This is a genomic window from Streptomyces sp. NPDC037301, from assembly GCF_055602785.1.
The window spans coordinates 25,667-37,026 of the sequence record NZ_JBVJWD010000035.1; the positions used below are offsets into that span (position 1 = coordinate 25,667).

General features: G+C 70.7%; 10 protein-coding genes and 2 pseudogenes. 9 read left to right on the plus strand and 3 right to left on the minus strand.

All coding sequences use genetic code 11. The features are described 5' to 3' along the window. Positions 1–13 precede the first annotated feature (13 nt). From ACZ7IB_RS35905 to ACZ7IB_RS35915, 3 genes are read left to right on the plus strand one after another with little or no spacing between them, the layout of a single operon-like run. Positions 14–1,081: an ABC transporter substrate-binding protein gene (locus tag ACZ7IB_RS35905; protein ID WP_470918449.1), complete on the plus strand. Its 1,068-nt coding sequence runs from the start codon at positions 14–16 to the stop codon at positions 1,079–1,081. Next, entirely contained in the window at positions 1,078–2,169 is a 1,092-nt protein-coding gene (locus tag ACZ7IB_RS35910) for a FecCD family ABC transporter permease (protein ID WP_470918451.1), read from the plus strand. The genes ACZ7IB_RS35905 and ACZ7IB_RS35910 overlap by 4 nt, the downstream gene beginning before the upstream one ends. Next, the gene (locus ACZ7IB_RS35915; RefSeq protein WP_470918453.1) at positions 2,166–2,969 is read left to right on the plus strand and encodes an ABC transporter ATP-binding protein; all 804 of its coding nucleotides are present in this window, start codon (positions 2,166–2,168) and stop codon (positions 2,967–2,969) included. The genes ACZ7IB_RS35910 and ACZ7IB_RS35915 overlap by 4 nt, the downstream gene beginning before the upstream one ends. On the opposite strand, the pseudogene ACZ7IB_RS35920 reads toward ACZ7IB_RS35915, so the two are convergent. Beyond that, positions 2,908–3,470, minus strand: a pseudogene (locus ACZ7IB_RS35920) (PRC-barrel domain-containing protein); the annotation flags it as partial. The gene ACZ7IB_RS35915 and the pseudogene ACZ7IB_RS35920 overlap by 62 nt on opposite strands. A gap of 438 nt (positions 3,471–3,908) precedes the next feature. Between ACZ7IB_RS35920 and ACZ7IB_RS35925 the strand changes: the two are divergent. From ACZ7IB_RS35925 to ACZ7IB_RS35940, 4 genes are all read left to right on the plus strand, one after another. Then, positions 3,909–4,691: a class I SAM-dependent methyltransferase gene (locus ACZ7IB_RS35925; protein ID WP_470918455.1), complete on the plus strand. Its 783-nt coding sequence runs from the start codon at positions 3,909–3,911 to the stop codon at positions 4,689–4,691. 113 nt (positions 4,692–4,804) lie between these two features. Beyond that, entirely contained in the window at positions 4,805–6,061 is a 1,257-nt protein-coding gene (locus tag ACZ7IB_RS35930) for a cytochrome P450 family protein (protein ID WP_470918456.1), read from the plus strand. Between the two features lie 46 nt (positions 6,062–6,107). Further along, on the plus strand, positions 6,108–6,800 hold the full coding sequence (locus tag ACZ7IB_RS35935; RefSeq protein ID WP_470918516.1) for an adenosylcobinamide amidohydrolase: 693 nt from the start codon (positions 6,108–6,110) through the stop codon (positions 6,798–6,800). A 54-nt stretch (positions 6,801–6,854) separates the two neighbouring features. Next, a complete protein-coding gene (locus ACZ7IB_RS35940; protein WP_470918458.1) occupies positions 6,855–7,763 on the plus strand; it encodes an NAD(P)-dependent oxidoreductase in 909 nt (302 codons plus the stop codon). 71 nt (positions 7,764–7,834) lie between these two features. On the opposite strand, the pseudogene ACZ7IB_RS35945 reads toward ACZ7IB_RS35940, so the two are convergent. Together ACZ7IB_RS35945 and ACZ7IB_RS35950 are read right to left on the minus strand one after the other, a co-directional pair. Then, positions 7,835–8,056 (minus strand): annotated as a pseudogene (locus tag ACZ7IB_RS35945) (sulfite oxidase); the annotation flags it as partial. 298 nt (positions 8,057–8,354) lie between these two features. Further along, positions 8,355–9,263, minus strand: a complete 909-nt coding sequence (locus ACZ7IB_RS35950; protein ID WP_470918460.1) for an RNA polymerase sigma factor SigF — start codon at positions 9,261–9,263, stop codon at positions 8,355–8,357. An 879-nt stretch (positions 9,264–10,142) separates the two neighbouring features. Here ACZ7IB_RS35950 and ACZ7IB_RS35955 point away from each other — a divergent pair. Next, complete coding sequence (locus tag ACZ7IB_RS35955; protein ID WP_470918462.1) at positions 10,143–10,268, plus strand: hypothetical protein; 126 nt, start codon at positions 10,143–10,145, stop codon at positions 10,266–10,268. Positions 10,269–10,385: 117 nt separating this feature from the next. Then, on the plus strand, positions 10,386–11,285 hold the full coding sequence (locus ACZ7IB_RS35960) for a TIGR03619 family F420-dependent LLM class oxidoreductase (protein ID WP_470918464.1): 900 nt from the start codon (positions 10,386–10,388) through the stop codon (positions 11,283–11,285). Positions 11,286–11,360: the final 75 nt, after the last annotated feature.

Sequence of the window (11,360 nt, forward strand, 5' to 3'; positions counted from 1 at the left end):
GCGGGCTCCGCGCATGAGCCCCGAGACGCAGAGGGACTCCGTGCCGTCCATAGCCAGCCCTGTCCGCGCCATTGCCCTGCTCTCGGCGGGACTCGTCCTGCTGACCGCCTGCGGGGGCGGAACGAGCAGCTCTGCCGCGAAGTCCGGCTCCGCCGACGGATACCCCGTGACGCTGAAGAACTGTGGACGCACCGTCACCGTCGATGCCGCACCGCAGCGGGCCGTTTCGGTCGACCAGGGATCGACGGAGATCCTGCTCTCCCTCGGCCTCGCCGACCGGCTGGCCGCCACCTCGACCTGGACCGACCCGGTGATGAAGGGCCTGGAGAAGGCCAACGCCAAGGTTCCCAGGATCGCGGACAACCGGCCGTCGTCGGAGAAGGTCCTCGACCAGGAACCCGACTTCATCAGCGCGTCGTTCGAGTCGACGCTCGCCAAGGGCGGCGTCGCGCCCCGCGAACAGTTCGAGGATCTCGGCGTCCCGACCTATGTCTCGCCCGCCGACTGCACCGGCAAGGACAACAGCGGTGGCGGCGACGGAGCCCGTACCGCGCCACTGCCCATGGACAGCGTGTATGACGAAGTGCGCGACCTGGCCAAGGTGTTCGGCGTGCAGAAACGCGGCGACACACTCGTGGCGCAGCTGCGGGACCGGGTGAAGAAGGCGACCGAGGGCGTCGACGCCTCCGACGCCACCCTCCTCTACTGGTTCTCCGACTCCAAGGCCCCGTACCTGGCCGGCTGCTGCGGAGCGCCCGGCATCATCACCAGGGAACTCGGCGCGAAGAACGTCTTCGACGACACCCATGAGGAATGGCCCCAGATCGGCTGGGAGACCGTCGCCGACCGCAACCCCGACGTCCTGGTCATCGGAGACCTGACCCGCAAGGCACAGACCGCCGAGAGCGCCGCGAAGAAGATCGAATTCCTGGAGTCCAACCCCGTCACGAGGAACATGGACGCCGTCAGGCACAAGCGGTACGTCCTGCTGAGCGGCCAGGCCATGAACCCATCCATCCGGACGGTCGAGGGTGTGGAACGCGTCGCCGCCGGGCTGCGCACATTCGGATTCGCGGGGTGACGGACACCGAACGGGCCACGGCGGTGGACGCGTCACGGGCCTCCGAAGCGGCCGTGCGCAGTGGCACGGGGATACGGAAGCTGCGCGGCGCAACTCTGTGGGCCTGTGGCGTCGCACTGCTCATGCTGTCCGTCGCGGTCGCCATCACCATCGGCCCCGCCCGTATCTCCGTCGCCGACGTCTGGTCCACGGTCGCCTCCCACCTCGGCTGGGGCCGGTCACGGCTCACCCCGATCCGGGACGGCATCATCTGGAACCTGCGCATGCCGCGCACCCTGCTCGCCGCGGTGTGCGGCGCCGGGCTCGCGGTGTGCGGAACCGTCATGCAGTCCCTGCTCCGCAACCCGCTCGCCGACCCGTTCGTCCTCGGCGTCTCCTCCGGTGCGTCGACCGGCGCGGTCGTGGTCGTCGTCCTCGGCGTCGGCGGGGGAGCGGTGCCGATCTCGACCGGCGCGTTCATCGGTGCACTGTGCTCGTTCGCCCTCGTTCTGCTGCTGAGCCACACTCTGGGCGGCACGACCGACCGAGTCGTCCTCTCCGGTGTCGCGGCCATGCAGCTGTTCTCCGCGCTCACCTCCTTCGTCGTGATGACCGCCGCCGACGCCGAGCAGACCCGCGGGGTGCTGTTCTGGCTGCTCGGCTCGCTCAGCGGGGTCGGCTGGACCGATGTGTGGATCTGCTCCGCCGTTCTCGTCGTGACGCTGCTGATCTGCCTCGGCCAAGCCCGTACGCTCGACGCCTTCGCGTTCGGCCAGGACGCCGCCGCCACACTCGGCGTCCATGTCGCGCGCACCCGGATCGTGCTGCTCTGCACGACCGCGCTGCTGACCGCCGCACTCGTCAGCTCGGCCGGCGCCATCGGCTTCGTCGGTCTCGTCCTGCCGCACGCCGCCCGTGTGCTCGCCGGCTCCGGGCACCGGCGGCTGCTGCCGGTCACCGCCCTGGCCGGGGCGGTGTTCCTGGTCTGGGTCGACACCCTCGCCAGGACGGTCCTCGACCCGCAGGAAGTGCCCGTGGGAGTCGTCACCGCCCTCATCGGCGTGCCCGCGTTCGTTCTGGTCCTGTACCGCAGCCGGAGGATCACATGACGCCTGGAGCCACTGAGGGGCTGCGTGCCGAGCGGGTCAGCCGGGAGGCGGGCGGCCGCCTCATCCTCGACGGGGTCCACCTCACCCCGCCACCCGGCGCCACCGTCGGGCTGATCGGGCCGAACGGCTCCGGCAAGTCGACCCTGCTGCGGGTGCTGGCAGGAGTCCTCGCCCCGGATGCGGGCGTGGTCACCCTCGACGGCCGGCGGCTCGACGAGATCGGCCGCCGAACCGTGGCCCAGCGGGTCGCCGTGGTCGACCAGCATGCGGTCACCCAGGTCGAGTTGAGCGTCCTGGACGTGGTACGCCTCGGGCGTATCCCGCACCGCAGGGCCTGGTCGGCACCCGGCCGGACGGACGACGACGCGGTGCGCGAAGCCCTGGAGCGGACCGGTCTCGCCGATCGCGGCGACCAGTCCTGGCACACCCTCTCCGGAGGCGAGCGGCAACGTGTCCAGATAGCGCGCGCACTGGCCCAGCAGCCGCGTGAACTGCTGCTCGACGAGCCGACGAACCACCTCGACATCCAGCACCAGTTGGAACTGCTGTCGCTGATCACCTCGCTGCCCCTCACCGGTGTGATCGCTCTGCACGACCTCAATCTGGCCGCGATGTTCTGCGATCGGATCGTCGTCATGAAGGAGGGGCGGGTGGTGGCCGCCGGGACCCCGGCGGAAGTGATCACCGAGGAGCTGATCGCCGACGTCTACCGGGTCAGGGCGCGGGTCACTCCCGACGGCCCGGACGGGCGGCCCTCGGTGCGTTTCCTGCCGGAGCGGCCGCAGTGCTGCCTGCCGTAACGAGCCGGGCCGTCGCAGGACCGGCAGGGCGAGCGATCCGGGTCCTGACGCGGCGGGAGAGCGGACCCCGGCACGACACGGGTCCGCCCCTCATTCCCGGTGCGGCGCTTCCCCGGTGTCGGTCCCGGGCGCCGGGGTGGTTCCCGTGTCCGCCTGGCCGCCGAGTCCGGCGGTGGTGTTCCCGGCAACGCCGTAGTGGCGGTAGAGCTCCTCCTCCTCGGCCACGGACAGATGCGCGTCCGCGTCCACCCGTGGGGCTTCCTTGACGCGGTCCTTCGAAAGCGGGATGTGCAGGTCGGATCCCACTCGACGGGCTCCGGAAAGAGGGACGAAGCTCTCCTTCATACCGAACAGGCCGGTTTTCACCGTGATCCAGTCCGGGCGGCCGGTGTTGTCGTCGACGTACACCCGGCCCACACTGCCCACCTTCTCGCCCGCGGTGTCGTACACCGTGAGGCCGTCGAGCTCTCCGGAATCCGTGAAACCGTCAGCGGCTCCCATGACCGATTCCTCCTCGCCCGGGCGCGTCCTGTGGCTGGGCCACATCAGGGGAGGCGCGTCCTTCTTCCATCGCGCCTCACCCGGATGGCCGCTGCAACCTCCCCGCCCGTGGAGGCCGGGCGCCACATGCTCGGCACTTCGGCGGTGGGCGCCCGCCAGGGCGGTGCGCACGTCGTCCTCGCGTTGGGCCGATGGGGTGAATCATGGAAGAGGTGCACTCGGAATGCGGGCGCGGAAACCGAGGCTGAGCGGCCGAAACGCCCGACGCCGAACAACCGGTGATGTGCCCTTTCCATGACAGCGGGGCACGCTGTGCGGGACAGCTCGGGCCTGACCGCAGATGCGGTGGGGTGTCTCCGGGCATGCCGCCGCACCACGGAACCGCACCATGAAACCGCACCATGAAACCGCGCGGATCCGTCCGGCGTTGTATCCGGCATGAATACCTTGCGCGGCACGTTCGACGAGGACGCGGAGCTCTACGACCGGATGCGCCCGCGCTATCCGCCGGACCTGGTCACAGAACTCGCGGTCGTGGCCGGCCTCGACGCGCGGAGCAGGGTGCTCGAAGTGGGGCCGGGCACCGGCCAGTTGACGGTTGCGCTCGCGGGGCTGGGATGCGAGCTGACGGCCGTCGAACTGGGCCCCTCGCTGGCGGACGTGGCACGGCGCAATCTGCGCGGCTTCCCCCGCGCACATGTCGAGGTGTCGCCCTTCGAGGAGTGGACGCCTCCGACGGCCCGCTTCGATCTCGTGGTGTGCGCGACCGCCATCCACTGGATCGACCCCGTGCTGCGCTTCACGAGAGCGGCGGACGCTCTACGGCCCGGCGGGACGCCGGCGATCGTCACCACCCATCATGTGGCGGGCGGCAGCGACGACTTCTTCGAGCAGGCACAACGGTGCTACGAGCGCTGGGACCCCGCCACCCGCCCGGACATCCGACTTCGGGACGAGGCGTTGGTGCACACCGTCTTCGGTGAACTGGAACAACCCCCGTGGGACGGGCCCGTCCGGGTGCGCCGCCAGGCACGGGAGATCACGTACACGACCGAGCAGTATCTGGACCTGCTGATGACCTACTCGGGCCACCGCGATCTCGCCCCCGACACGCGGCACGGTCTGTTCAGCTGCATCCGGGCCCTGATCGACGAGCGGCACGGAGGGAGCATCACCAAGCGGTATCTGCATGAACTCCTGACCGTACGGAAAGCCATGTGAACACCCGTGACACACCTCCCCGCCGACGCCGTCGGCCGTAGGATCGGCGAGCCCGGACAGAGTGCCGACGTGCGGCCCGCCGGGCACCGGCCGACGACCGTCAGGAGAGCCCGTTGACCAGCGCCCCGCACCGCATTGACCCGGCAGGCGGCTGCCCGCACGCGGACAACGCCACGCTGCTCGCCCAGGGGGCCGTGGCCTCCGTCGTCCTCCCCGGCGACGTGGCCGGGATGGTCGTGCTCGGACACGACGCGCTCAAGGAGTTCCTCGCCCACCCCGATGTCGCCAAGGGCGCACGCCACTTCACCGAGCTGGCCGAGGGACGCATACCCGACGGCTGGCCGCTGAAGACGTTTGCCACCGTGCAGGGCATGACCACCGCCGACGGCGACGACCACCGACGGCTGCGCTCACTGGTCAGCAAGGCGTTCACCGCACGGCGGGTGGAAGAACTGCGACCGCGGATCGAGACCCTCACCGCCGATCTCCTCGACGGTGTCGACCGGGCCGCGGCCGAGGGCGACGGCACGGTCGACCTGCGCGCCCGGTTCGCCCTGCCGCTGCCGATGGGTGTCATCTGTGAACTTCTCGGGGTCGGCGCCGAGCACCAGGACCGGCTGCACCATCTGTCCAGCCGGGTGGTCGCGACGGACACCGGCTCCGAGGAGGTGATGGCCGCCAACCGGGAGCTGGTGGCGCTGCTCACGGCGGTCGCGGCCGCCCGAGCGGAGCAGCCGGGCGAGGATCTGACCAGCGCCCTGATCGCCGCCCGTGACGAGGGCGGCGGTCGGCTCGGTCAGCACGAGCTCATCGGCACCCTGCTCCTGATGATCATCGCGGGGCACGAGACCACGCTGAACCTCATCACCAACGCCGTCCGCGCGCTGTGCACCCACCGCGACCAGCTCGCCCTGGTCCGGTCCGGCCGGGCACGCTGGGCGGACGTGGTGGAGGAGACACTGCGCTGGGACAGCCCGGTCAGCTACTTCCCGTTCCGCTATCCGACCCGCGACCTCCCCCTCGACGGGACCGTCATACCGCAGGGCACACCCGTGCTCGCGGGATACTCGGCCGCCGGCCGGGACAAGGCCGCACACGGCCCCGACGCCGACCGGTTCGACGTGACCAGACCAGCCGGGGACACCGCGGCCCGGCACCTCTCGCTCGGCCACGGACCGCACTACTGCCTGGGTGCGCCGCTCGCCCGGATGGAGGCCACGATAGCCCTGGAGCGGCTGTTCACCCGATTCCCCGGCCTGGACCTCGCCGTACCCGCGACGGCGCTGCCCCACCGCGCGGGCTTCGTCGGCAACAGCACGGCGACGCTTCCGGTGCGTCTGCGCCCCGGCACCGCGCCCGGCGCGGCCTGACGGCCCTGGCACATATGATCGACGGGCCAACCGCCGACCCGTCGTCCTGCCGCGCCACCGGGGGTGCCCCGTCCGTTCCGTACGCATCCGGCTCCCCGAGCAGCGCGGTGAACTGCTGGCCCGGCACGAGGACGGCCTGGACCTGCACCATCTGGTGTGGCGGCTGGGACCGGGGTGGCGGGTGTGCAGCAGCGCCGTGCTCGGAGGTGGCATCGGCCCGCGCGCCTGGATCCTCAACGCCCAGGTGCCCGGAGGCTATCCGCGCCTGGACCCCGAACGGCACCTCGCCGAGATCGCCGCCACGGAACACCTCACCGGACCCGGCGCCGGACTGATGACGGCCGCCGATGTCACCGCGTACACAGCCGCGGCCGACGAGGGTGTGACGGCGACCGCCACCTGCGGACTCGGCGTACGTGGCTGGGCCGCCACCCCGGCCGAGGGCACCGGGACGCCGCCGCGGCCGGGCACGGTCAATATCGTCGTGACCCTGCCGGTGGCACTCTCCGACGCCGCACTCGTCAACGCGGTCTCCACGGCGACCGAGGCCAAGGTCCAGGCACTCCTGGATGCGGGACTCGACTGCTCCGGCACCCCCACCGACGCGGTCTGCATCGCCGCCCCCTCCCCGGGACCCACCCCCGGTGAACCCTTCGCAGGACCCCGCTCCCGCTGGGGTGCACGACTCGCCAGGGCCGTGCACGCTGCCGTCCTCGAAGGTGCGCTACGGCAATCCTGAGAACCTACTGCGCCGCGAGCCGACCGGGGCGCGGCCGATGAAGGGAGTCCTCTCATGACCTCAAGCACTGCCGACGCCACCTCGCAGCGGCCGACGGTCGCCGTCCTCGGCACCGGAATCATGGGATCAGGCATGGCCCGGAGTCTGCTCCGGGCCGGAATCGACGTCCGTGCCTGGAACCGTACGCAGGCCAAGGCGGCCCCGCTCGCCGCCGACGGCGCCACGGTCACCGAGACGGCGGAGGAAGCCGTACGCGGTGCCGATGTCATCCTCACCATGCTCAACGACGGCCCCGCCGTCGCCGCCGCACTCGCCGCCGCGTCGCCGGCGCTGCGCGCCGGCCAAGTGCTCCTCCAGGGCTCGACCGTCGGGCTCGACGCCACCGCCGATCTCGCCCGGCGCGCGATGGACGCGGGTCTGGTCTACCTCGACGCCCCGGTCTTCGGTACCAAACAGCCTGCGGAACAGGGCACGTTGACGGTCTTCGTGTCCGGTCCCTCCACCGCCCGGGCGTCGGTGAACCCGGTGCTGGACGCGATCGGGCAGCGAACGGTCTGGGTCGCGGAGACTCCCGGGGCGGCCTCGCGGCTGAAGCTCGTGGTCAACACCTGGGGGATCACCATGGTCAACAGCATCGCGGAATGCCTCAACCTGGCCGAAGGGCTGGGGATCGCCCCGCAGACGTTCCTGGACGTCATGAAGGGCGGCCCGCTGGACTCCGCCTATCTCCAGGGCAAGTCCGCCGCCGTTCTCTCCGGCGACCTCACCCCGAGCTTCTCCCTGTCCAACGCGCTCAAAGACAGCCGCCTCATCCTGGACGCGGCACAGGAGTCGGGGGTACGGCTGGACCTGGTCGCCGCGTCGGCCGACCGTTTCGCGCGCGCCGAGGCGGCAGGGCACGGCGGCGAGGACATGATCGCCACCTACTACGCGGGCAGCGCCCCGGAGAAGGACGGCGACTGAGCGCCACCGCCCGGCCGGCCCAGGGTGCCGGAGCGATCCGCTCCGGCACCGCCGAGCCTCGTGGACCCGTCAACAACCTGCACCTCGTACCGCACCACGGCATCGAGCAGATAGCCCTGTGTGTTGTGGTCGGCAACCTTCGGCCGGCTACAGCCCGTTCCGTCCGTCGCCCGTGCCGGCAGGACGGCCGGACCGCAGTCCCTGGGCAGCCAGTCGACCGACCAGCGGACCCAACTGCCGCGCCTCGGCCCGTCGCTCAGCCGCGCCCGCCGCCACCGGGCGCCGCCGTCGGTGCGCCCGCATGCCGCCCATCGATCCGCCGGTCACCGCCGCCCACCGTCCGACGGCCAGCGCATCGGCCGGCGCCGCCTCGGCCGCCACCTGGTCGGTGTGCGCACCGAAGTCGAACGTACCGCCGTCCACCACCACACCGCCGATGGGGGTGCCGTGCCCGCCGAGGAAATTCGTCGCCGAGCGGCCCGATGCGGGCGCCCGATTTCATTGCGGCCGCGATGTACGAGCGCGATCGCGGGGCAGACGGGCGATGGAGACTTCGGCTGATGCGTCAGCCGGAGACCGCGTCCGCTCGGATCAGTCCTCGACGAGCATTCCGCTGCGGAGCTTGCGCAGAATCCTGCTTATCAGCCGCGACACATGCATCTGCGAGATGCCGAGCTCCGTGCCGATCTGGGACTGGGTCATCTCCTGGCCGAAACGCATGACGATGATGCGACGTTCACGATCGTCGAGATCGCCGAGCAGCGGCGCGAGCGTATGCAGATCCTCGACCGCCTCCATGGCGGGATCGGGTCCGCCCAGAACATCGGCGAAGGTGCGCCCCGGTGCGTTTCGCCGGCCCGCGTCCGCCGGAGCGGCCGGCATGTCCAGTGAACCCGCCGTGTACCCGTTGGCCGCCACGATGCCCTCGGTGACCTCGCCCTCGCTGAGCCCCAGCTGTTCGGCCAGCTCCGGAACGGTGGGGTCGCGGTCGAGCTGCGTGGCCAGGGACTCCTTGGTCCTGGCGATGTCGACCCGCAACTCCTGCAGCCGGCGCGGGACATGCACCGCCCAGCTGGTGTCACGGAAGAACCGTTTTATCTCGCCGGTGATGTAAGGGATCGCGAAGGAAGCGAACTCGACCTCGCGGGAGAGATCGAACCGGTCGATGGCCTTGATCAGTCCGATGGTGCCTACCTGGACGATGTCCTCCATGTCGCCGCCGCCCCGGTTCCGGAACCGTCCTGCGGCGAACCGGACAAGGGAGAGGTTCATCTCGATGAGGGTGCTGCGCGCGTACTGATGGGCAGGGGTTCCCTCCTCCAGGACCTGGAGCCGGTCGAAGAACAGCCTGGACAGTTCACGCGCATCCGGCGGGGCGATCTTCCCCGCGTCCTCGATCCACGGCAGGCCGCCCATGTCCTCGGCAGCCTCCCCCGTCCGCGTCGACCGTGCACTCTCCGCTCGCTCCGCACCGGCGGTCTGCGCAGTGTGCGCCGTCATCTCGTCACGCTCCCCTGGTCGTAGGTGAGGTGTATGCGTCTGCCCCCGGAGGGGGCTCCCATGCGGAAAAGTGGAAGTCGATCAGGTCACACGGGATCAATGGCCGGGAATCGTCGTGATCCCTCGTCATTTCTGTGCAGGCGGGGCGCACCGGACACCAGAACCGCCCCACCGGTACGGGGGAGCCCGGTGGGGCGGTCGCCTCCAGGTTGCCACAGCCGACGGCGCATCGGGGCCGACCGGCACATATCCAGCGGTAGTTGAGTCGAAATCGACGGTGCCCCGACTGCGGACCGATGCCCGGACTGCTCAGTCGCGCGGGTAGCCCACGATGGTGTGCGTGACGGCGGGGGAATAAGCAGCAGCGCCTGCTTCCCGTCGTCGGAGACCAGCAGCTCCTCCACCGTACCGGGGGCGGCGGCGACGGTGCGTACGGCTCCGGAGGCCGTGTCCAGAGCCGCGAGCCGCATCTCGGTACCGGTGGGTCCTTCGACTTCGGCGATGTGCAGCAGCGACCGGGAATCCGGCAGCCGGCGCGGGCTGTGACGGTCCGTGGGCGCGGACGGATCCGGCGGTGCGAGGAGCACGGGGGCTGCGCATCCGTCTCCGGGCCCTGCGGTCCGGCCGGGACCGGGGCCAGGACCAGTCCGACGTTCTCCGGACCGGCTGCCGCCGCGGCGACCGCGCGCGCGTCGGGACTGATCCGGGCCCCGACCGGATGGACCAGCCGCAGCATCGCCTCACGGACACGTCGCACGACGATTGCGGCGCGCCGCTGCGGCGGGCTGGGCGCGGCGGTACTGGGCACAGTGGTCCGTTCCTCGTACCGGGGACTCGCCCCGGAAGCTGCTGGAGTGACTGGCCCCGGATGCCGGGGGAGTGCGGTGGGTTCAGGCAGCCTTGCGGATCCTGGTCGCCCACGGTCCGATGAACGCGAACGGCCCGTGCCTCCAGTACCTCCAGGACGCCGAAGCCGCCTGCCACCGCTGCGTCTTCGCCGACTGATTGCTCCGGTGCCATCGAACCGGCTCGGTGCGAAGGGGGAGTTGGCGGCTGTCCCCACCTTCCTCGCGTCGACGTCCGTGCACGTCCGGTTGTTAGGCTCCGGTCGTGAAATTCGGCGTGAACATACTCAATTTCGGTTTCGGTACCACCCCGGCAACCCTCCTTCAACAGGCCATGGATGCCCGTGAGTTGGGGTACTCCTTCGCGATGATCTCCGATCACATCGCGGTCACCCCCGACGTGCACGAGACGTATCCCGCCCCGTTCTACGACCAGTTCGTACTCGCCGCGCACATCGCCGGACGGGTACCGGGTCTGGTGCTCGGTACGACCGTCACCGTGATTCCGTACCGGCACCCTCTGCAGACGGCCCGGCTCGCAGCCAATATCGACAACCTGAACGCCGACGGGTTCATCCTCGGCGCGGGGATCGGCTGGTCCAGGGCCGAGTACGAGGCGCTGGGCGTGCCCTTCGCCGAGCGGGGACGGATCACCGACGAATACCTGACCGCCATCCGCGCCGCATGGACCGAGGACCCCACGACGTTCCGGGGCGAGCACGTCTCGTACCAAGGAGTTCGGACCGCGCCCGCGCCCGCATCCGACCCCTGTCTGCCCGTCTGGGTCGGTGGCAACTCGGCCGCTGCCCAGCGCCGCGCCGCCCGGCTCGGTGAGGGCTGGCACCCGTACCGGCTGCCGCTCGATGCGATCCGGGCCGGGCTGCCGGTGATCACCGAGGAGGCCGAACGGGTCCGGCGCCCCGCTCCCACGCTCGTGCCGCGATTGCAGATCCGCGTCACCGACGCACTCCTCGGCAGTGAACGCCCCGCCGGACACGGCACGATCGACCGGATCCGGGCCGATCTGGCAGAACTCGGCGAGCTGGGCGCCACCCACGTGCTGCTCGACGTCAACCCGGACACACCCGCCGAACGCGGCACCGCGGGCGACGACCGGAGGCTTCTCGAACTCCTCGTGAACAAGGTCGTGGACCCGGTCACGGGCGGCGTCCGCTGAATCATTGCGGCCCGGTGAACACTCCACCGGCCCGGGAATACGTGCACGGAAAAGGACCTTCCTGTTGCTGTAGCG